The sequence below is a fragment of the Epilithonimonas sp. genome (assembly GCF_036780765.1).
Classification (GTDB): Bacteria; Bacteroidota; Bacteroidia; order Flavobacteriales; family Weeksellaceae; genus Epilithonimonas.
The window spans coordinates 353,787-375,386 of record NZ_DAIQCG010000003.1; the positions used below are offsets into that span (position 1 = coordinate 353,787).

Genomic DNA, 21,600 nt, shown 5'->3' on the forward strand with positions numbered 1-21,600 from the left:
ACGTTTTAAGTGAGAAAAATAATGGTGCAAAGATAAGGATTTTTGGTTGATAGTTATTGGTTGATAGTTGTCAGTTTTTCGGCGTGTCCCTCTCCCATTCTAAAGCCACATCTTGGGTCGGGCTATCCGTTACAATCTTTTCTGTTTTATAAACAGAAAAGGATTTCCACTACTATCCCTCACGCATTTACAATTCGATGTTCCAAAGATTGTATTCAAAACAATTTATCTTTATTATATTTACGTCATTAAAATTTGAAAAATGAAGAAAATCCTTGTTTCTGTTGTTATGATGACAGCAGTTTTCTCACAAAACATTGATGCACAAGAAATTACACTTGATAAAATATACTCCGGATACTATCGTGGAAAAGGCATTGCAGGAATTGCATCCCTTAACGACGGTGAAAACTATGCTACAATTGAGAAAGATGGTATTGCCAAATATAATTACAAAACATCTCAGAAATCTGGCAATATTGTGGATGGAAGCTTCGAATCTTATACTTTCTCAGCAGATGAGTCTAAAATCTTGTTACAAAAAGAAAGTCAGTATATCTACAGACATTCTTTTTTGGGGAAATTTGATGTGAAGGATTTGAAATCGAATACAGTAACACCACTTAATAATGGAAACTGGATTCAGGAACCGAAATTTTCTCCAGACGGAAGCAGAGTAGCTTTCATTGCTGATAATAATTTATTCTATCAGGATTTGACTTCCGGAAAAATAACGCAGATTACAACTGACGGAAAGAAAAATTCTATAATTAATGGATTAGGAGATTGGGTTTATGAAGAAGAGTTTTCTCATGCAGATTATTACCAATGGAACAAAGCGGGTGATGCGATTGTCTTCGTGAGATTCGATGAGTCGAAAGTTCCGGAAATCTATATTCCAATCTACGGAAAATCGCTTTATCCAAAGGAGATGCGATACAAGTATCCAAAAGCAGGAGAGACCAACTCAACCGTTTCTGCTAATCTCTATCAATTAAATTCAGCAAAAACAACTGCGTTAAATATTTCAGGTTTCGAGAATCATTACATTCCACAACTTTGGCAAACCAACGATGCAAACGAAATTGTCATCGCAACAAGCAACAGACATCACAGCAAAGTAGATTTGATAAAAGTGGATACAAAATCTGGAAACTTAACCAAATTATTTTCAGAAACCGATAACGCTTGGATAGAAACCGACAACTTGACCTTGGAGTTTTTAGACGACAATTCTTTCCTTTGGGCTTCGGAGCGCGATGGTTACAGACAATTGTATTGGTACGATAAATCAGGGAAGCTAAAAAAACAAGTAGCGAAAGGCAATTGGGAAATCACAGATTACTATGGTTACAACCCAAAAACCAAAGAAGCTTACATCCAGACAACGGAAAAAGGAAGTCTTAATAAAGTCGTTTCCAAGTTGAATATCAATTCTGGAAAAACAACTTTGATTTCTTATCCGGAAGGCAATAATTCTGCAAGTTTCAGCAAATCTTTCAATTATTTTATTAATACTAATTCAACAGCGTCTTCTCCAAACAAATATGTCTTGAAAGATGCTTCCGGAAAGGAAATTAAAGAACTTCAAAATAATAACGAGTTGCTTTCTAAACTTCAGAAAGATAATTTCGTAACCAAAGAATTCATTACCATTCCGAATTCTGTTGGAGACCAATTGAACGCTTGGATTATCAAACCTAAAAACTTTGACCCTAATAAAAAATATCCATTATTTATGTTCCAATATTCTGGTCCGGGTTCTCAGCAGGTTTCCAATTCTTGGGATGGCGGAAACGGAATTTGGTTCGAAATGCTAGCTCAGAAAGGTTACGTTGTAGCCTGTGTAGATGGACGCGGAACGGGCTATAAAGGTGCAAAATTCAAAAAAGTAACTTACAAACAATTAGGCAAATATGAAATAGAAGATCAAATTACTGCCGCCAAATGGTTTGGAAACCAGTCTTATATTGACAAATCTAGAATCGGGATTTTCGGTTGGAGTTTTGGTGGCTATATGACTTCTTTGGCTCTGACAAAAGGTGCTGATGTTTTTAAAATGGGAATTGCTGTTGCACCGGTTACCAACTGGAGATATTATGACAGCATCTATACCGAAAGATTCCTACAAACGCCACAGGAAAATCCGGAAGGTTATGACCAAAACTCACCAACAACTTTTGCTAATTTGTTGAAAGGGAAATTTCTTTTGATCCACGGAACAGCCGATGACAATGTTCATTTCCAGAACTCAATGGAGTTTTCTGAGGCTTTGATTCAAAACAAAAAACAGTTTGATTTTATGGCTTATCCGGATAAAAATCACGGTATCTATGGCGGACAAACCAGACCTCAGCTTTATGAGAAGATGACGAATTTTATTTTGGAGAATTTGTAAGAATTAATTCTAATAAAATAAAAAAGCATTCCGATAATTGGGAATGCTTTTTTATTTATTAAAATTTAAAGACTTATTTTTGGGAAAATTTTACTCCAAACAACCATGAAAAAAATTATTACATTTTTATTTATAACAATTTATTCATTGTCTAGCTCTCAAGTAAAAGCACTTACCGAAGATGGAAAAGAAGTGGTACTTTTTGATAATAAAACTTGGCGTTTTGTAAATGAAACTGATGAAAAAACATTGGATGGAATTGAAACAAATGAAACTGCATTTGTAAAATCAAAAGAATCTACTTTTCTTCTGAAAAGTAAAAAAATTGAAGCCGGAATCTATATCAATCCAAAAAAATGGAGAACTTCTAAAACATCCAACCTTCCTACTGCAGAATATACATTCCAGAACTCGGAAAATCCAAATGTAATGATGATGGGTTGTCTGATTTCTGAAATTGTTCCTATACAAACCCTTAAAAATCTGCTGGAACTTAAAATATCAACTTTACAAGGATCTGTAGATTATTTTAAGATTAATAAGACAGAGTATAGAACGGTTAATGGAATCAAAGTTTTGTTTCTGGATTATTCTGTCAATACAAAAGGAATAGATTTCCGATACATTGGAAATTACTATCTTACAGAAGAAGGTTATGCTAGTTCTTTTGCTTTTTCATATGAAAATAGTTTTGATAAAGGGAAAGCAGAAATGCAAAATTTCATCAATGGTCTGGTAAAAGCTGAAAAATCAAAAACTGCAGAAATTATTGAATATACTTCTCCACCACCACCGATGTCAACAAAAAAATAACCAAAAGCCTTTCAAATTTGAAAGGCTTTCTTATTTATTAAATTTAAAATACTATTTTTGGAAACGTTGTGAAAATTGACACTATGAAGACTAAACATCCAAAAGGTTTACCCTTTTTGTTTTTTACCGAGATGTGGGAACGTTTCGGGTACTATTTGATTCTCGGAATTTTTGTTCTCTATTTGATAGAACCTCAAGGCGTTGCCGGAGGATTGGGAATCCCTGATAAAGATGCCGATGATATCTTCGGAACTTTCATAGCTCTGACTTATCTTACGCCTTTTCTTGGCGGTTTTTTAGCTGACCGCGTTTTAGGTTATATCAAATCCATTTATCTGGGGGGCGTTTTGATGGCCGCAGGTTATATTGGCGTTGGAGTTTTCAAAGATTTGCCTTTGTTCTATGGCTCTCTCGCATTGATTATTATTGGAAATGGTTTCTTCAAACCGACGATTTCTACACTTTTGGGAAATCTCTATTCCGAAGAACCTTATAAAGCCAACAAAGATTCTGGCTACAATATTTTCTATATGGGAATCAATATCGGGGCGTTTATCTGTAATATTATTGCAGCGTTTATGCGTAACAAATTCGGTTGGGGCGAAGCATTTATAACTGCTGGAGTCGGGATGTTGCTTGGGTTAGTAATTTTCACCATCGGGATGAAACATTACAGACACGCGGCGGTTATGAAGCCGAGCCAAGAAGGTGACACCAAACTATCCGAAATTCTAATGAAAGTTTTTGTTCCCGCGATTATAGCAGGCGTTATCGGTTGGTTTGTTCCTACCATGATTTTTGGAACTAATATTTTTGGTAGCACAAATACGGATGCATTTATTTTCGCTTGTATTCCTGTGATTTACTTCTATGTTTCGCTTTATTTCAAATCCAATCCATTGGAGAAACCTGCGATTGGCGCTTTGCTTTCGATATTCTTAATCAGTATGTTTTTCTGGGCGGTTTTCAAGCAAAATGGAACTGCGTTGACAAGATGGGCCAATTATTACACAGATAGAAGCGTTTCAGAATCTGTTGAAAAACCTTTGGCTTCACTTTATTTGGTTGAAGAAAAAAGCTATGCAGATAAAGAAACTCCGATTTATGATGAACAATTTCGTTCTCAGAAAGATCCTGACGGAAAAACTTTGAAAGAAACCGGAAAAGATATTTATTTCAGGAATGTTTCGGCAGAAAGAAGAGCTGAACTGGAAACTAAAACTGACAAGCCTGTTTTCCTTTATAACACAGAATTATTCCAATCCATCAATCCATTTTGGGTAATTGCTTTAACGCCTGTCATCGTGGGTGTTTGGGCAATGCTTAGAAAACGAGGAAAAGAACCTTTGACACCGAGTAAAATTGTGTTGGGATTATTCATCACCAGTTTATCTTGTTTGGTAATGGTTGGCGCTGTTTATGCAGGAAACAATGGTGCTGAAAAAGTATCTGCACTTTGGTTGATTGCTGGATATGGTGTTGTAACAATTGGCGAACTTTGTCTTTCACCGATGGGATTATCATTCGTTTCCAAACTATCTCCAGCAAGATTGACAGCTTTGATGATGGGTGGATTTTTCTTAGCTAATTCGGTTGGGAACAAATTGTCCGGAATCCTTGCAAGCACTTGGTACAATTATGAAAATAAAGCCAATTATTTCTTGGTTAATTTTGGACTTTTGATTTTCGCAACGTTATTGGGATTGATGATGTTGAAGAGATTAAATAAAATTATGAGAGAAAGCGGACATTAATTATAATTAAAGTTCCTTTTCTAAATTAAAAAAGCGAAATTAATCTGATTAATTTCGCTTTTTTTGAGTTATAAATTAGTTTTAAAGGACTTTTTCGAACGCTTTTCTAGCACTTCCTCGGAAATGGACTTCTCCACAATATTGATATCCTAATTTTTCTAGAATGGATAACATTGCAGGATTATCAAAGTTGGTATCAACTTTAATACTAAAAGTATTATTCTCCTTGGCAACATCTTCGATAAAGCTGAAAATATTTTTGGACAATCCTTTTCCTGCAAACTTATCCGAAATTGCCACTCTGTGAACTACCAGAAAATCACCATTGGTCAGCCACTCTCCTTCAATATCTTTATAAGCAGGTTCATCATTAAAAATTAATGCGCTGTAACCTGCAACAATTCCATCAACTAATAAAACATAGCCAAATCCCTTTTCTATATCGGATTTCACAGTTTCAAGATTCGGGTAGCCATCCTGCCATTGTCTGCTACCATCATTTTTTCTTCTTATAATAGCGTCTTGCAATATATCCCAAATCGCTGAAGAATCTTCTGAAATTGCTTTTCTAAATTCTAAATTCATTTCCATAAAAGACAAAGTTAAGGTAAATTGGTAAAATATGATTTATTAAATCTTGCATAAACAGCATCTGGAATCGCCTACGTTTATGAAAAAAAACTATATTTGTTACCTTTAAGAAAATTTAACAATTAATTTATATGGATACAGTTACGACTAATTCAAAACATCCTAAAGGTTTGTGGGTCCTTTTCGGGACAGAAATGTGGGAGCGTTTTAATTTCTATGGAATGAGAGCGTTGTTGACGCTTTTTATGATTAATTCCCTTGGAATTATCGAGTCAGAAACCTCTATTATTTATGGTGGATTTTTGGCTCTTTGTTATTTAACGCCAATGTTGGGTGGTTTCATCGCTGATAAATATCTTGGAAACAGATATTGTATTCTTCTTGGAGGAACGCTGATGGGAGTTGGGCAGTTGATTCTATTCTTTAGTGCAACATTATTTGGAGAAAATCTTGACCTTGCAAAAACTTTACTTTGGGTAGGTTTGGGTATTATTATTTTCGGTAATGGATTCTTCAAACCGAACATTTCATCTATGGTGGGAAGTCTTTATCCAAAACAGGAAAAGAACAAATTGGATTCTGCATTTACCATTTTCTATATGGGAATCAACTTAGGTGCATTCTTGGGTCAGTTGATTTGTCCAATTTTAGGCGATGTGAAAAGTGTTGACGGAATCAGAGATATCCACGCATTCAAATGGGGATTCTTAGCCGCTTCTTTGGCAATGTTTTTAGGTACAGTTACTTTCCTATTGCTTAAAAACAAATATGTAGTAACGCCAGAAGGCAGACCAATTGGTGGACTTCCAAAAAACAATACTGTTGATGACTTTGAAGAAGGAGAAGCACAATCTGCATCATTTTCTCAAAAATCTGTTATTGGAGCTGTTATCGCCTTTGTATTGTTAGGGCTTCTTTTCCATTACGGAATTGGACAAAATGTTGTTTATTCACTAGTATATTCTGCAGGCCTAACTTTAGCTGGATTAATTATTTCCGATTCATCTATTACTAAAATCGAAAGAGACAGAATCTTGGTTATTTATGTCGTTTCATTTTTTGTAATTTTCTTTTGGGCTGCGTTTGAACAGGCTGGATCATCTTTAACTTTCATTGCAGATAATCAAACCGACAGAAACTTCTTTGGCTGGAATATGCCACCATCAATGGTTCAGATTTTCAACGGATTATTTATTGTTGTAATGGCAGTTCCTTTCAGTTTCCTTTGGGATAAGTTGAGAGGCGCAGGAAAAGAACCGGTTTCACCTTTGAAGCAAGCCATTGGATTAGTTGTTATAGCAATCAGTTATTTTATACTTGCACATAATGTAAAAGATTTGGGAAGCTCAGGCTTATTAGCTATTAAATGGTTGATTTTACTATATTTCTTGCAGACTTGCGGTGAACTTTGTTTATCCCCAATCGGATTATCATTGGTTGGAAAATTGGCGCCTAAGAGATTTGCATCTTTACTTTATGGTGTTTTCTTTATCTCGAATGCAGCTGGTTACGCACTAGCAGGAACACTTGGTTCAATTATGCCAGCAACAGGAGATAAGTTTAAAAAAGCGGAAGAATTAGGAGTTAATCTTCAAGATGTTTTGGACAAAAAAGTAACATTGAGTACAGCTCAAACAGAATTGCTCACAAAAAATCAAATCCCATTAGCAAATCACACTTTTGCAGGATTTGAAATCCATAATCTTTATGAATTCTTTATGGTATTCGTTGTTCTTTGTGGAATTGCAGGAATTATTTTAGCATTGATTTCTCCTTTCTTGAAAAAAATGATGCACGGTGTGAAGTAAAAACTTTCACATTTATTTATAAATTCAAACCACCGTTTAGGTGGTTTTTTTATTTAAATTTGTTTGTATTTTTAACATAAAACAAAATTATATTCGATGAATCTTACACTTGAAGAAATCCAGAGTTTCAAGGGAAAATATCCCAAACAAATTTGGTCTTTATTTTTCTCAGAAATGTGGGAACGTTTCTGTTTCTACGGGATGCGAGGGATGCTCGTTTTCTTTATGATTTCTCAACTGAAATTCGGCGATGAACAAGCCAATCTTCAATACGGCGCAACACAGGCTTTTGTTTATGCCTTTACTTTTGTCGGTGGTTTGTTCGCTGATAAAATTTTAGGATTCAGAAAATCTCTTTTTTGGGGCGGAATTTTGATGATTATCGGAAGTCTTATTCTTGCCACTAACCCGCACGATTATTTCTTTTTGGGAATTTCGTTCACTGTTGTAGGAACAGGATTTTTTAAACCGAATATTTCCACAATGGTTGGAAAATTATACAAAGCCAATGATACAAGAACAGATGCCGGATTCTCTTTGTTTTATGCCGGAATCAATCTTGGAGCACTTCTAGGCGGATATCTTTGCATTGCTATAGGAAAAGGAGAAATGTTCTCTGATTTAATTCCAGAACATAAAAGATGGAACGTTGCTTTTGGTTTGGCAGCAATTGTAATGGTTATTAGTTTGATTAATTTCATTTTTACTCAAAGACAATTAGGTCCAATCGGACTTGCTCCTCAAAAACTGAATTCCGACGGCACTTTTTCGCCTCTTGAAAAATGGAAAGAATATGGTGTTTACATTTTATCATTAGTCTTTATTCCGTTGATTATGACGATGGTTTCTGTTCCACAATACACGGATTATTTTATGTGGACAGTCGGACCTTTGACATTATTGTATCTTTTTTATGAGATGACAAAAGTGAATTCTTCTGAAAGAAAAAAACTTTGGGCAGCTTTGATTTTCATTATCTTCTCAATCCTATTCTGGGGAATCTACGAGCAAAGTGGTGGTTCATTGAGTATTTTCGCAGCCAATAACCTAAACAAAGACCTTTTCGGATTGGATCCCAATGGTGTTAATAACTCTGGAGGTGCATTCTTTATCATTTTCTTAGCGCCATTAGTAGGATTATTTTGGATTTGGTTAAGCAAAAAAAAACTGGAGCCAAACACTATCAACAAATTTGGATTAGGATTTATATTATTAGGATTAGGCTATTATGTTCTTTTTGGAACTAAGTTTTTCGCGAATCTTCAAGGAATAACGTCTCTTAATATCTTTACCATTGCGCTACTTGTGATAACCTTCGGGGAACTATGTTTGTCTCCAATTGGATTGTCCATTATGACAAAATTATCTACAGAAAAGTTACAAGGAATGATGATGGGAATGTGGTTTCTCGCATCTGCTTACGGGCAATACGTTGCGGGACAAATTGGAGCTGGATTAGCAAAAGTAAAATCCGGAGCTAATAACTATGATGCTCTTATCACTTACACCGATGGATATAAACAATTGGGATTATATGCCTTGATTGCCGGAGTAATATTAATTTTGATTTCACCTTTTGTAAAAAAACTAATGCAGGGTGTAAAGTAATTTAAACCATTCAGACGTCTATGACTATGAGAAATTAACCGAAATATAAAACACGCAGATGAAAAAAATATTATTATTAACTTTATTTCTGATTCAAGTTTCTGGGTTTGCTCAAGTTCATTGGATGACGATGACTCAGGCGCTCGCAGCACAGAAAAAAGAACCAAAGAAAATTATTATCGATTTCTATGCAAATTGGTGTGCACCTTGTAAAGAGATGGACAAATTCACTTTCAATCATCCAGAGATTGCTAAAATTATCAATGAAAAATTTTATGCCGTTAAGTTTGAAAGTGATGGGAACGAAACGGTTAGTTTTGCCGCACACACATTCACAAATCCTGATTATAAAGGCAAAAAATCTAAAAACGGACTTCATCAGTTTTCCAAATATATGAACATCAATATGATTCCGACAATGGTTTTCTTGGATGAAAAAACAGATCCGATTACTAGTCTTTCCGGATTTCTGAAAGCGAAAGAAGTAGAACCCTATTTTTCTATGATTGCTTCTGATGAGTACAAAACGATCAAAACCAGAAATGAATGGGAAAGCTATCAGAAGAAGTTCAAGTCAAAGATTAAAGATTAATTATATAAACATCCGAATTCGGATGTTTTTTATTATATCCCCTATTTTATTTTACAATAAAATTTCCCGAAATTCGTCGGAACAAATTTTTCTTTCTTGACTTTAGAAACTTCTATAGAATTTCTCAAAAACATCGGAACCGAACGCGCAAAACTCATCAAAAACGTGTTGGGCATCACGACTGTGGAAGATTTATTGACCTTCTACCCGATTCGATATATCGATAAGAGTAAGATTTACAAAATTGGGGATTTGACAAAAGAACCCGATGCAGATATCCAGTTGAAGGGAAAAATCACGGATATCCAAGAAGTTGTTTACGAAAAAGGGAAACGTTTGTCCGCAAAATTTCGGGATGAAACCGGGACGATGGATTTGGTTTGGTTCCGATACACCAATTGGATGAAAGACTCGATTCCACTGAATAAAGAAATTTTTATTTTTGGGAAAGTCAACTTTTTCAACGGCAATTTTTCTATGCCACATCCTGAGATTGAAGCGGACGAAAAAAAAGCATTATCAGGAACACTTTTGCCCGTTTATCCGGGAAGTGAAAAACTGAGTAAGCGAGGAATTAATAATAAGCTTTTTCAGAATATTATCTTCAACATTTTAAAAGATTTACCTCAACTGATTTCAGAAAATTTGCCAGATTATATTTTGAAATCGATGAAGTTGATGGGAAGATTAAATTCTTATTACAACATACACTTCCCAAAAGATTTTAAACATTTTGAAGCGGCTGACAGACGATTGAAATTCGAAGAAGCGTTTTTCTTCCAATTAGGTTATGGACTGAAAAAACTGCATCAGAAAACAAAATCATTCGGAAATCCGTTTCCGATTGTCGGCGATCATTTCACAAATTTCTATAATAACAATCTTCCTTTCGAATTAACCAACGCTCAAAAAAGAGTTCTGAAAGAAATCAGAACCGATATGAAACGTTCGACCCAAATGAATCGTTTGTTGCAAGGTGATGTTGGTTCTGGAAAAACAATGGTCGCATTATTAACAATGTTGATTGCGATGGACAACGGCTTCCAATCTTGTCTTATGGCTCCGACAGAAATCTTGGCTCAGCAACATTTCAATTCAATTAAAGAATTATTAAAAAATACAGATATCAACGTCAAACTTTTGACTGGTTCATCCAAAACTTCGGAAAGGAAAATTATTCACGAGGAATTGGAAAATGGACAACTTTCCATTTTGATTGGAACACACGCTATTCTAGAAGATAAAGTGAAATTTCATAAACTGGGATTAGCAATTATTGATGAGCAGCATAGATTTGGAGTAGCTCAGCGGGCGAAACTTTGGGCAAAAAATAATATTCCACCACACATTCTAGTAATGACGGCAACACCAATTCCTAGAACTTTGGCGATGAGTTTTTATTCTGATTTAGATGTATCTGTGATTGATGAATTACCGGCTAATAGAAAACCGATTATTACCGCCCACCGAAGAGAAAAAGACCGGCTTTCTGTTTATCAATTTTGCAGAGAAGAAATAGAGAAAGGTCGTCAAATTTATTTCGTTTATCCCTTGATTGAAGAATCTGAAACCTTGGATTATAAAAATCTAATGGAAGGTATGGATCAGGTTATGAATTTTTTCAAAAGCTATAATGTAACAATGGTTCACGGACGAATGAAACCTGTAGAAAAAGATATTAATATGCAATTCTTTGCTTCCGGAAATGCTCAAATTATGGTGGCAACAACAGTGATAGAAGTTGGTGTGAACGTCCCGAATGCTTCCGTAATGGTGATTGAAAGCGCCGAGAGATTTGGATTATCACAGCTTCATCAGTTGCGAGGACGTGTTGGAAGAGGCGCAGAGCAAAGTTATTGTATCCTGATGACAGATGATAAACTGAGCAAAGAAAGCAGAACCAGAATCAAAACAATGGTTCAGACGAACGATGGTTTCAAAATATCGGAAGTTGATATGGAATTGCGCGGTCCAGGCGACATTTTGGGAACTCAGCAAAGTGGTGTTGTGGATTTCAAAAAACTAAGTCTGATAGAAGATTCTGCCATTATCAAAGCTTCAAAACTAACTGTAGAAAGAATTCTGGAGAAAGATTCTCTTCTCAATCATCCCGATAATCAGGTGATGAAACAATACTATATCCGCCAATACAAAGGAAAAAATAAATGGTCGCAGATTAGTTAGAAAGTTGGAAGTTTATAAGAATTTTACTTCAAAAGCAGTTCCATCAGAAAATCATCCATCACATAGCCGTTTCCAATGTCGAAAATCGCTTCATCATAGATTTTGAAACCTTGAGATTGATAGAAATTTTTGGCTTGGTTATTTTTATTAACTGTCAATATAATTCTTTTATCACCAGATTTTTCAGCTTCATTGATAATAAACTGCAAAGCTTTTTTGCCCAATCCTTTTCCTTGCGCTTCTTTTAAAAAATATATCCTGTGAAGTTTTGTGGTTTCCGGTTCTAGATGGAATTCAAACCCAACAAAGCCTAAAAATTGATTGTCTTCCTGTATCAAATAATAATGATAATTCGGATTTTCAAAATGTTCATTAAGCGTTTCTTCGGAATACATCAAATCCAACATATAATCAATCTGATCCTGTTCCAAAATATCAGCATAAGCAAAACTCCAAGATTTTTTTGCTAAATCTTGAATAACAGAGATGTCTTTTTGTTCGGCTTTAATAATCATAATTTAAAAAATTTCTTTGATGATTTCCAAGGATTTTGGTTCTCGGAAATCTGTAAAATGATAATGAAAGTAGACTAAAACCGAATCCAGAAAATTCTGTTTCCCTAATCTGCTTAATTTAATGTCATACGGATTTTGCGAGACAATCAGCTCCTTCCAAATTGCTGAAATATCTTGATTAAAAAAATGGTGAGACTCGATGTCTTCAAAGTTTCCTGATTCAGGATTCAGATAAGTTTTATCAGAGAATAACGGCTGTAAACCTTGCTGTTTCAATAATCTGAAAATAAATATCAAATGTGATTGGAAATTATCCATTTGTAATTGACTCAGAAAAAGAGAAATTTCCGAATAAATATTCTGATTCTGATTTTCATTCCTAAGAACTTGATGCAACAAATCAGATATGAAAAATAAAATCGAATTCTTTCTAATATCAGACGTGAAAAGTTCAGAATTTTTCTGTTCTAATTTGATAACATTCTGGATATTTTTTTTTTTGTCAGAAGTATAAACCAATAGTTCATTTAGAGGAAAAAGAAATGCCTTTTTTTTATTTTTGGGAGCATAGATACCTTTGGCAAAAAAACTTTCGAATCCGTTTTCTCTGCAAAAACAATGGAGAACAGCATCGTGATCTCCATATTTCGTATAAGACAGTAAAAAAACTTCTTGGGTCATTTCTTAATTTACGACAGCAATTTTGGCTGTAGCAGTATCAGTTCCATCCTCGTTGGTCATCAAAACATAATAGATTCCTGAAGCTACCCGCACTCCTCTTTGGTTGTTAAGATTCCACTCAAAATAGCCTCCATTCGCCACTGCAGAATGGACTAGATTACCTGCAGCATCCGTAATCCTGATATTGGTTTTCTGTGCCAAACCTTTTATTCTCACATTACCTTTATATTGAGCATAAACTACTGGGTTTGGGTAGACTAGGACATTTCCAAAATTGGATGTAACCTCAGAAGCATCACCTTGATAAACCATCACTCCATCTAATGTTACAAAATATACTTTTCCCGTGTTATTATCAACCTTAATATCAGTAACAGTATCGTTAGGCAATGGAGAATTGGATTTTGTAAAATGATAGATTGTTTTATCTCCAGATGGACTTATATAAAATACTCCACCACCATTGGCCGAAACCCATTTCTGATTACCCGAGTCCACAGCAATTTGTAAAATTTCAGCATCTCTAAAAAGCTCTTCAGCTAAACCATTTTCTTCAATAATTATGGGATCTGTCTGAGGATTTTCCTCTAAAATTGCTGCTTTTGGATTTGATATAATCCTTAATCCTTCTCTCGATCCGATCCAAACATCATCATTATTATCTACAATAACACTTGAAGTCCCATTAACAGGTAAATTATTTGTTGTTTTTAAAACTTTATATGAATCATCTGAGGTTGAATCTGTATTATTATAGTTATACATTAAAAGACCTCCATCACCTGAAAAAGGAGAAGCAATATATAAAACTCCATCTTTAGTAACAGGAGCTTGAGCACCTCCAACATTCGCAACAGGATTTAAAATAAAGCTATCTGAAGTTTTATTATATAAATAGTATCCCATAGTCCCATTTCCAATATTCAAAAGCATTGCACTACAAAATAATCTATTTTGATCATCAAAAGATAATCCAACAGGGCGATTATAAAACGAGCCATCAGTAATATAAGACTTTGAAAATTGATCATTTTGCATTTTAAATATTCCTTTTTGATCAGATCCTGGACGATAATTTGTAAAAAAAACTTCTGAAACATTAGATGGATTTGGAACCACGTCTAAAACATTAAAACCCATATTCACTTTAAAATATTCTGGATAAATCCATTTACTTCCATCAAAATGATAATAACCTAAATTCCTTACTATGGCATTATTATAACTATCTCGACCTCCAGAAGATATCCATATTTGATCATTCAATAATGATAACCTATAGGAGGCATTATTGTAAGGACCGTCTGGCTTGAAACCATTTTTCAGTTCATTATATAGTCCTGAAATTTGAGTTCCTGTAAATAATTGGTCATTGTAAATTAATGCTGTATTTATTAATTCCTCAGCGTTAAAATTCTTTTGTTGGATACCGTTTGTTCCGTAAACATAAACCTGAGTCTGATCTGTTACAACAATCTGATTATTGGTAACTTTAATATCTTGAATCGCACTGAAAGTTCCTGGAATAGTAGAAAAACTAGTCCCAGATCCATATCTTACCTGCGTTGCATCAGCAAAAGCAATAGTACCACCTGTAGCATCAATTTTTTTGAAAGAGCCCGAGAATATAATATTGGTATTCCATTCAGAATATAAAGCAAATGTTGCGTTGATTGGATGAAACTTAATACCTTTATCAGTGGCTACATAAACAGTGTTATCTTTCTCAACAGCAGAATTTACAGCTTCATAGATCCCTCCGGCTGAAAAAAATGCGGTATCTCCAAACTCTCTTTTGGTAATATTGAAGATAGAAACCCCATAACCAGCAGAGATTACGGCTCGATCTCCATTGATTGAAATATGATTAATCTTTTTGCTTCCATTATAACCTGTTGCCAAAGGAATATCTACAATCAAAAAAATCCCGTTAGGTGTGATTACATCTAAAGAACCATTTTGATAACCAATAATTCCCATTTGAGTTGCTGGATTATAATCAAACGCTGAAATTTTCACCTCGTGAAGTCCGTTTGCTTTTGACAATTTTTTGATTTCGCCAGTTCCTGGATAATAATAAAAAATTCCGTTTTCTGTGGCAGCTATTAATCTGTCACCATCTTCTCTTATTTTCAGGACGTTATTGTATGAGAAAAGATCGCTCCATTTGCTGGTTTGCGCGTGAAAAATCAGTGCTGTAAAAACTGATATAATTAATAAAATTTTCTTCATTCTAAACAATTATGTTTTCATCTATTAACTGATTATTCCACGAAATATTTTTCACATTCTTATTTTTATCAAAATAAAAATCTAATCTTCCTAATAAAATCCCTGCCCAACCTACTTGATTGACAATGACATTTTTACCAATTTTATTCTGAAAAATTAATGGTTCTTTTAAGAAAGTATGCGTGTGTCCGCCTAAAATTAAATCTATTCCTGAAGTTTTTGCAGCCAAATGTTTATCAGATATTTTCTCCGGATCATCTTTATAATCAAAACCGATGTGAGATAAACAAATTACCAAATCACATTTTTTCTCATTTCTTAAAAAGTCAGCATAATGTTGAGCAACTTCTATTGGATTTTGATAAATTGTTTCTCCATAATTTTTCTTACCAACTAAGCCATTCAGTTCGATTCCTACAGCAAAAATCCCGATTTTGATTCCGCCTTTGTTGAAGATTTTATATTGTTCAGTTTTTCCGTCTAGGATTGTATTCTTGAAATCGTAATTGGAACAGATGAAAGGAAATTTTGCATTCGGAAGGACTTTTAGAAAACCATCCAAACCATTATCAAAATCATGATTTCCCATTGTAGAAGCATCATATTGCATCATACTCATTAGTCTAAATTCCAACTCGCCACCGAAAAAATTAAAGTAAGGCGTTCCCTGGAAAATATCTCCTGAATCCAAAAGCAAAACATTTTTTTCTTCGCTCCTGATTTTCTTAACTAATGAAGCTCTTCTCGCAAATCCACCTTGATTTGGATTTTTGGTATAAGAAGCATCAAATGGTTCGATTCTACTGTGTTGATCGTTAGTGTGTAGAATTGTCAACTTGTGTGCTGATTCATTTTTCAGAATATCAAATTGCTCTGCCAACAAAAGATTAGGTGCAAGCGTCAAAGCAAGACTTCCGCCACCGATATATTTTAGAAATTCTTTTCTTTTCATTATTCTTGCACTTTTTTGTTTTTGAAAATCAATCTTACATCGTCTGGAGAAGAAACCTCTGGGTTTTGTTTGAACTTATCTAGGAAAAGATCACGCATTTTTATTCCTGTCGATATCATTTCGCCTTTACTGAAAAAGAACATATTATCGCCTCCCAAAGCCAGATAATCTGATGTTGCGATGTAATAAGTCTTATTATAATCGATAGTTTTTCCGTTGATTAATTTTTTAGAAATTGAATTGTTCTCTTCTGTTTCAATAACCAAATGAGAAACCGGATTATTTTTCTGAGTTTTCAAATAATAATCAAACAAACCTTCTACATCTTTACCATTCATTTTGATAATTACCACTTCATTTTCAAATGGCATTACTTCATAAATCTGTTTCGTCAAAATATCACCTTTTGGAATGATGGTTCGGATTCCTCCAATATTAATAACTGCAGCATCCATTGGCGGAACATTGTTCTTTTTTGCCCACTCATCAGCCCCTTCAAAAGTGTAATCTGCCAAAAGATTTCCAAGATTACTGTTATCGCCTGATTTATTAAGTTCTGTATTGGTATGAGAAATTTTGGTATTCATTTTACCTTCCAGCTCGTGCTTATAAGGTTGGATGATGGCAGCCATTTCCTTATCCTCATTGAGATCACTGGTAATGTAAATATTCTTTTCGGTATGGATGTTTGCGATGTTGAGCGGCGTTTTGCAACCAATCAACAACAAACTGGCAATACCAAGTCCAAAAATTTTATTTTTCATTGAAAAAAATTTGATTACAAATTTAATGATTTTATCCTTAAATAATTTAAATTGACAATCATAGAATTATTAATTTTCCGATAAAAACATAAAAACTATGTCATTAGTTTGACATCAAAAATCTTTTTATTTATTATATCTTTATAGCCACATTATTGATTCTTAATTAATGAAAACCACGATTAATAGTTACTTCGGATATTTCTTGTTTTGTTTTTCTTCAATATTCTTTCTTTTTAATCCTGCAAAATTCCCATCGGATGATGGTTTTTTTTATCCGCAGATTGCGTTTAATATTGTACAAGGCAGAGGTTCATATTTTAATGATCTTTATCTCACTAATGGTTATCATCCTCTTTGGATGATCTGTTGTGTCATTGCAGAATTCATTAATCCGTTTGCAAAACAAAATGTAGTTTATATACTTTGGGCTTTCCAAGTCATTTTTGTTTTATTAAGCTTCAAAAAGCTAGAGGTCTTTTTCAGAGATAATCTTATTGGTAAAATTTTGGGATTTTCCTGCATCAGTATTTTATTTTTCAGCTTAGGAACCCTTTATCTTATCGAGGCTCATCTTAATCTTTTATGTTTTTGCTTGTTACTTTGGTTCTTAGCAAGACAAAAAAGCAATGATTGGGTTTTCGGGTTATTGTTTTCACTTGTTTTTCTTAGCAGATTGGATAATATTTTCCTCTTAGCATTTCTAGGGCTTTATTATTTAGTTCAAAGAAAATGGGACTATAGAGTTTTCTTAAAATCCGGAATTATAATTTTATTAATTGTGGGAACTTATCTATTAAGCAATTTTTATTGGTTTGGAAGTTTTGTCCCTATTAGTGGAAGAATAAAAAGTTCTTTCCCACATCTACAACCTAATCTATCGTTATCTATTATTAGCAAGTTTTTCTTAGCAATCAATATTATCGCTATATTATTTTTAATATTTATAAAGAATACAAAATATCATTCTCTAAAATTTTTCTTTGCACTAGGTTCATTATTTCAAATTCTTTATAACATTGGTTTTCAATCTCAAATTGGGCAATGGTATTATGTTGCGCAAATTTTGGTTTTAATTTTATTGATTGGAGACCTTATTTTATTATTAATAAAAAGTAGAAATTCCAATTACTTTGTTTATCCTATTCTGATTTCGGGAATTTTAATTTCTTGTCTTATTGGGTATTTTAAAATGAGTAGTAATTTCAGTATTCAATTTACCTTATTAGATAAAAAATCTGAAATCTCAGATAAAAAACAAGATGAAGTAAAAGTCTTTGCTGAGGAACTTAAAAGTACTTTACCACGTAATTCAAGGATATTCACGTATGATTTTCCCGGAAAACTTGCTTTTTATTCTGATCTTAATATCATTCCTGCAGATGGACTAGTTGCTAACAAAACTTTCTTTAATGAAATTTCTACTTTGAAATTTGATCAGTTTTTAAAAAAGAACAATATTAATTATATCAATCTCCCATCAGCTTTCATTGCAGATGACGATTACAGCTTCATTGGTATTTTTGTAAAGGTAAGAAAAGGTAAACCTACTTATTTTATCAAAAATTCTATGACAAAAGAAAAATTAGATTCTTTGGATTTGAAAAATTATAGCATTACAAAGTCTTATAAGAACCCTATAAAAACCTGGCAAAAAGAATACGATTCTATCACCATTTTCCAACTTAAACATTAATTAGAAAATTTTTCGGATTATATAAGTCATAAACTCTCTGAAAATAATAAATTTGGAAAAATAAAATTTAATATAAAAAATGGGTCAGCTAAAAGGCGTAGGTGTAGCTTTGGTAACACCTTTCAATGAAGATCTATCCGTAGATTTTGATTCTCTTACCAAATTAATCGATTATAATATAGACAACGGAACCAATTTCTTAGTTGTTTTGGGAACTACAGCAGAAGCTGCAACACTTTCTAAGGAAGAAAAGGACAGAGTTGTTGCACACATCACGAAGATCAATAATAACAGATTACCACTAGTTTTAGGAATTGGTGGAAACAATACGGCTGAAGTTGTAAAGCAAATCAAGGAAACAGATTTATCCGATTTTGACGCTGTTTTATCAGTTTCTCCTTATTACAACAAACCGAATCAGGAAGGACTTTATCAGCATTATAAAGCTTTGGCAGAGACTGGTGAAAAAATCATTATTTATAATGTTCCAGGAAGAACAGGACAAAATGTGGAAGCTTCTACAACTTTGCGTCTAGCGAATGAATTCCCGAATCTTTTTATGGTGAAAGAAGCCGCTCCGAATATTCTTCAGTATTTCGATATTTTGAGACAAAAACCTGAAAACTTTTCATTAATGTCTGGCGATGATGAGTATACTTTGCCTGTAACTTTGGCTGGAGGCGATGGCGTGATTTCTGTAATCGGGCAAGCCTATCCAAAAGAGTTTTCTACAATGGTAAAACTGGCTCGTAACAGAGAAGTGGACGAAGCTTACAAGATTCACAATTCTTTGGTAGAAATTACAAGATTGATTTTTGCAGAAGGTAATCCTTGTGGTGTGAAAACCATTCTTGCTGAAAAAGGTTTAATTAAAAACTACCTGAGACTTCCATTGGTTCCAGCTTCGGAAGGTCTTCAGGAAAAGATAAAAGAAGAAATGCAAAAATTAGAACATTAAATCCACATAACTAAATTAAAAACTAATGGAAACACAGATTAAAACTTACAACTTTTCTTTCAAAGGAAAAGGCAGCGATTTTTTTGGCGTTGTAGTCGTAAACTGGCTTTTGACAATCATTACTCTAGGACTTTATTATCCTTGGGCAAAAGAGAGAACACTCAAATATCTTTACGCCAATTCTTATCTGGAAGGCGATAATTTTCAGTTCACAGGAACCGGAAAAGAGATGTTTATTGGTTTTATAAAGATTTTTGGAATTGTTGCGGCTTTTTACATCGGAATTATTATTGCGATAAAAACTCAAAATACATTTCTGATGGGGATTTCTGTCTTTCTATTTTATATGTTTTTTCTAGTAATTATTCCTTTTGCCATCCACGGATTTTACAAATACAGAATGTCCAGAACCAACTGGCGAGGCGTAAGATTTGGATACAGAGGCGACAGAGGGACATTAATGAAAATATATTTCAAAGATTTATTCCTTACGATTATTACTTTCGGAATTTATAGTTTCTGGATGACGACGGATATTCGTAATTATACGTTAAGCAATGTGAAATTTGGAAGCGCTGAGTTCAAATATAAAGCTAGTGGAAGTGACTATTTTTGGCTGAATGTCAAAGGTATTATTTTGACATACGTTACTTTAGGCATCTACAGTTTTTGGTTCCAGAGAGATATCTTGAGATTTTATTTTGATCATTTGACTTTACACAATGGTAATGAGAAAGTAAGATTCCAATCCAAATTATCCGCTGGAGACATCTTCGAATTACTGATTATCAATATGTTGATTTTGATGTTTACATTAGGTTTAGGATATGCTTTTGTAGAAGTAAGAACTTTGACTAAGCTTTTCAGCAGTCTGGAGATGGTAGGTAACATCAATTTGGACTCGCTTCAGCAAACAGAAGAAGAATACAAAAATGCTTTTGGCGACGAGGCTTTGGATGCAATGGACCTTTCTGGTATCATCTAAATGAAAATCACGGCACGAGCAAAATATTTTGACGGAAAAACTTCTAAACCGCATTTTGTGGAGTTAGAAGTTTTTCTGCATAATCAGGTAACTTTTTATTTTGAAAACAGAAGATTTGTATGGAATTTTCAGGATATTAAATTTGAAAAAAATGGAGAAATACTGTCTATCACCAAAAAAGACAACCTCCACGAAATTATCAAAATCGAAAATCCCGAAACTGTTGATAGAATCTATAAGTCTGCAAAAACTTCCCAAAATCTATCGTGGTATCAAAACATTTTGGATTTCGGTCCGAAGTTTTATTTAACGGCTCTTGTCTCCGTAATCACACTTATCGCTTGTTTTTACATTTTCATCATTCCGTATGTCAGCGAAAAAATCACTGATATTTTACCAATTAGTTTCGATGAAGAAATCGGAAACACCAGTTTTCAGCAAATCAAATCGACTTCTGATATTGATGAAAAAAAGTCTGAAAAACTTCAGGAATTTGCTAATCTTATCAATTTTGGAACCGAGAGAAAACTCCATTTCAAAGTTATTAATGATAAAGAAATGAATGCTTTTGCTTTGCCTGATGGAACTATTGTTGTTTACTCCGGCTTGCTTTCAAAAGTTGAAAATCCGAATGAATTAGCAGCTCTTCTAGGACACGAAGCAACTCACATCAAAGAAAGACACAGTACAAAAATTTTGGCAAGAAGTATCGCCGGATATGCCATCGTTTCATTAGTTGTTGGCGATGTGAATGGAATTATGACAACTCTAGCGAATAACGCCAATGAGCTAAACAATTTGTCTTTTTCCAGAGAATTTGAACAATCGGCTGATGAAGGTTCTTATCAGATTTTAAAACAAAATAAAATCAATCCGGAAGGGATGTATCAACTCTTCAAAACACTCGAAAGAAGTGATAATCTGGAAGTTCCAAAAATCTTATCAACCCATCCATTGACCAAAGACAGAATGAATTATTCCAAAACTTTGATGGACAAAAATAATTACTCTTTTTCGTCAAATCCCGAATTGCAAAAAGCATTTGATAATTTAAAACAATAAAAAAGGT

Annotated in this window: 17 protein-coding genes; 11 read left to right on the plus strand and 6 right to left on the minus strand. The window is 33.8% G+C overall.

Annotated elements, in window-relative coordinates; genetic code table 11:
• Positions 1–262: 262 nt before the first annotated feature.
• The 3 genes from V7P73_RS08190 to V7P73_RS08200 all read left to right on the plus strand — a co-directional run bounded on the left by V7P73_RS08190 (position 263) and on the right by V7P73_RS08200 (position 4,965).
• A complete protein-coding gene (locus V7P73_RS08190) occupies positions 263–2,398 on the plus strand; it encodes a S9 family peptidase (RefSeq protein ID WP_333852552.1) in 2,136 nt (711 codons plus the stop codon).
• Positions 2,399–2,545: 147 nt separating this feature from the next.
• Entirely contained in the window at positions 2,546–3,211 is a 666-nt protein-coding gene (locus V7P73_RS08195) for a hypothetical protein (protein ID WP_333852554.1), read from the plus strand.
• 83 nt (positions 3,212–3,294) lie between these two features.
• Positions 3,295–4,965 (plus strand): peptide MFS transporter, encoded by a 1,671-nt coding sequence (locus V7P73_RS08200; protein ID WP_333852556.1) that lies wholly within the window; start codon positions 3,295–3,297, stop codon positions 4,963–4,965.
• A gap of 81 nt (positions 4,966–5,046) precedes the next feature.
• On the opposite strand, the gene V7P73_RS08205 is transcribed toward V7P73_RS08200, so the two are convergent.
• A complete protein-coding gene (locus V7P73_RS08205; RefSeq protein ID WP_333852558.1) occupies positions 5,047–5,556 on the minus strand; it encodes a GNAT family N-acetyltransferase in 510 nt (169 codons plus the stop codon).
• 131 nt (positions 5,557–5,687) lie between these two features.
• Between V7P73_RS08205 and V7P73_RS08210 the strand changes: the two genes are divergently transcribed.
• The 4 genes from V7P73_RS08210 to recG all read left to right on the plus strand — a co-directional run bounded on the left by V7P73_RS08210 (position 5,688) and on the right by recG (position 11,748).
• On the plus strand, positions 5,688–7,364 hold the full coding sequence (locus tag V7P73_RS08210) for a peptide MFS transporter (protein ID WP_333852560.1): 1,677 nt from the start codon (positions 5,688–5,690) through the stop codon (positions 7,362–7,364).
• Between the two features lie 96 nt (positions 7,365–7,460).
• A complete protein-coding gene (locus tag V7P73_RS08215; protein ID WP_333852562.1) occupies positions 7,461–8,972 on the plus strand; it encodes a peptide MFS transporter in 1,512 nt (503 codons plus the stop codon).
• Positions 8,973–9,030: 58 nt separating this feature from the next.
• The gene (locus tag V7P73_RS08220; protein ID WP_333852564.1) at positions 9,031–9,564 is read left to right on the plus strand and encodes a thioredoxin family protein; all 534 of its coding nucleotides are present in this window, start codon (positions 9,031–9,033) and stop codon (positions 9,562–9,564) included.
• A gap of 96 nt (positions 9,565–9,660) precedes the next feature.
• Positions 9,661–11,748 carry an ATP-dependent DNA helicase RecG gene (gene recG / locus V7P73_RS08225; protein ID WP_333852566.1) on the plus strand — a complete coding sequence of 696 codons (2,088 nt, stop codon included), beginning with the start codon at positions 9,661–9,663 and terminating at the stop codon, positions 11,746–11,748.
• A 23-nt stretch (positions 11,749–11,771) separates the two neighbouring features.
• Here the strand turns inward: recG and V7P73_RS08230 are convergent, their stop codons facing one another.
• Genes V7P73_RS08230 through V7P73_RS08250 form a run of 5 tightly spaced genes read right to left on the minus strand, consistent with a single transcriptional unit; the run spans position 11,772 to position 16,892 of the window.
• Entirely contained in the window at positions 11,772–12,263 is a 492-nt protein-coding gene (locus tag V7P73_RS08230; RefSeq protein ID WP_333852568.1) for a GNAT family N-acetyltransferase, read from the minus strand.
• A 3-nt stretch (positions 12,264–12,266) separates the two neighbouring features.
• Entirely contained in the window at positions 12,267–12,944 is a 678-nt protein-coding gene (recO, locus tag V7P73_RS08235; RefSeq protein ID WP_313099069.1) for a DNA repair protein RecO, read from the minus strand.
• Between the two features lie 3 nt (positions 12,945–12,947).
• Entirely contained in the window at positions 12,948–15,176 is a 2,229-nt protein-coding gene (porZ, locus tag V7P73_RS08240) for a type IX secretion system anionic LPS delivery protein PorZ (RefSeq protein ID WP_333852571.1), read from the minus strand.
• Between the two features lies 1 nt (position 15,177).
• Entirely contained in the window at positions 15,178–16,128 is a 951-nt protein-coding gene (locus tag V7P73_RS08245; protein WP_333852573.1) for a bifunctional metallophosphatase/5'-nucleotidase, read from the minus strand.
• Positions 16,128–16,892 carry a 5'-nucleotidase gene (locus tag V7P73_RS08250; protein ID WP_333852574.1) on the minus strand — a complete coding sequence of 255 codons (765 nt, stop codon included), beginning with the start codon at positions 16,890–16,892 and terminating at the stop codon, positions 16,128–16,130. Before V7P73_RS08250 ends, V7P73_RS08245 begins: the two co-directional genes overlap by 1 nt.
• A 169-nt stretch (positions 16,893–17,061) precedes the next feature.
• Between V7P73_RS08250 and V7P73_RS08255 the strand changes: the two genes are divergently transcribed.
• The 4 genes from V7P73_RS08255 (at position 17,062) to V7P73_RS08270 (ending at position 21,593) form a co-directional block, all read left to right on the plus strand.
• On the plus strand, positions 17,062–18,588 hold the full coding sequence (locus tag V7P73_RS08255; RefSeq protein WP_333852576.1) for a hypothetical protein: 1,527 nt from the start codon (positions 17,062–17,064) through the stop codon (positions 18,586–18,588).
• Positions 18,589–18,667: 79 nt separating this feature from the next.
• Entirely contained in the window at positions 18,668–19,546 is an 879-nt protein-coding gene (dapA, locus tag V7P73_RS08260; RefSeq protein WP_333852578.1) for a 4-hydroxy-tetrahydrodipicolinate synthase, read from the plus strand.
• Positions 19,547–19,571: 25 nt separating this feature from the next.
• Positions 19,572–20,531 carry a YjgN family protein gene (locus V7P73_RS08265; RefSeq protein ID WP_333852579.1) on the plus strand — a complete coding sequence of 320 codons (960 nt, stop codon included), beginning with the start codon at positions 19,572–19,574 and terminating at the stop codon, positions 20,529–20,531.
• Positions 20,532–21,593 carry a M48 family metallopeptidase gene (locus V7P73_RS08270; RefSeq protein ID WP_333852580.1) on the plus strand — a complete coding sequence of 354 codons (1,062 nt, stop codon included), beginning with the start codon at positions 20,532–20,534 and terminating at the stop codon, positions 21,591–21,593.
• The last annotated feature ends 7 nt before the right edge of the window (positions 21,594–21,600 follow it).

Bases quoted from the DNA above. Each gene is read 5' to 3' on its own strand.
- V7P73_RS08190 (WP_333852552.1), top strand. From the start codon at position 263: ATGAAGAAAATCCTTGTTTCTGTTGTTATGATGACAGCAGTTTTCTCA.
- V7P73_RS08200 (WP_333852556.1), top strand. From the start codon at position 3,295: ATGAAGACTAAACATCCAAAAGGTTTACCCTTTTTGTTTTTTACCGAG.
- V7P73_RS08205 (WP_333852558.1), bottom strand. From the start codon at position 5,556: ATGGAAATGAATTTAGAATTTAGAAAAGCAATTTCAGAAGATTCTTCA.
- V7P73_RS08210 (WP_333852560.1), top strand. From the start codon at position 5,688: ATGGATACAGTTACGACTAATTCAAAACATCCTAAAGGTTTGTGGGTC.
- V7P73_RS08215 (WP_333852562.1), top strand. From the start codon at position 7,461: ATGAATCTTACACTTGAAGAAATCCAGAGTTTCAAGGGAAAATATCCC.
- V7P73_RS08220 (WP_333852564.1), top strand. From the start codon at position 9,031: ATGAAAAAAATATTATTATTAACTTTATTTCTGATTCAAGTTTCTGGG.
- V7P73_RS08230 (WP_333852568.1), bottom strand. From the start codon at position 12,263: ATGATTATTAAAGCCGAACAAAAAGACATCTCTGTTATTCAAGATTTA.
- recO (WP_313099069.1), bottom strand. From the start codon at position 12,944: ATGACCCAAGAAGTTTTTTTACTGTCTTATACGAAATATGGAGATCAC.
- porZ (WP_333852571.1), bottom strand. From the start codon at position 15,176: ATGAAGAAAATTTTATTAATTATATCAGTTTTTACAGCACTGATTTTT.
- V7P73_RS08245 (WP_333852573.1), bottom strand. From the start codon at position 16,128: ATGAAAAGAAAAGAATTTCTAAAATATATCGGTGGCGGAAGTCTTGCT.
- V7P73_RS08250 (WP_333852574.1), bottom strand. From the start codon at position 16,892: ATGAAAAATAAAATTTTTGGACTTGGTATTGCCAGTTTGTTGTTGATT.
- V7P73_RS08255 (WP_333852576.1), top strand. From the start codon at position 17,062: ATGAAAACCACGATTAATAGTTACTTCGGATATTTCTTGTTTTGTTTT.
- dapA (WP_333852578.1), top strand. From the start codon at position 18,668: ATGGGTCAGCTAAAAGGCGTAGGTGTAGCTTTGGTAACACCTTTCAAT.
- V7P73_RS08265 (WP_333852579.1), top strand. From the start codon at position 19,572: ATGGAAACACAGATTAAAACTTACAACTTTTCTTTCAAAGGAAAAGGC.
- V7P73_RS08270 (WP_333852580.1), top strand. From the start codon at position 20,532: ATGAAAATCACGGCACGAGCAAAATATTTTGACGGAAAAACTTCTAAA.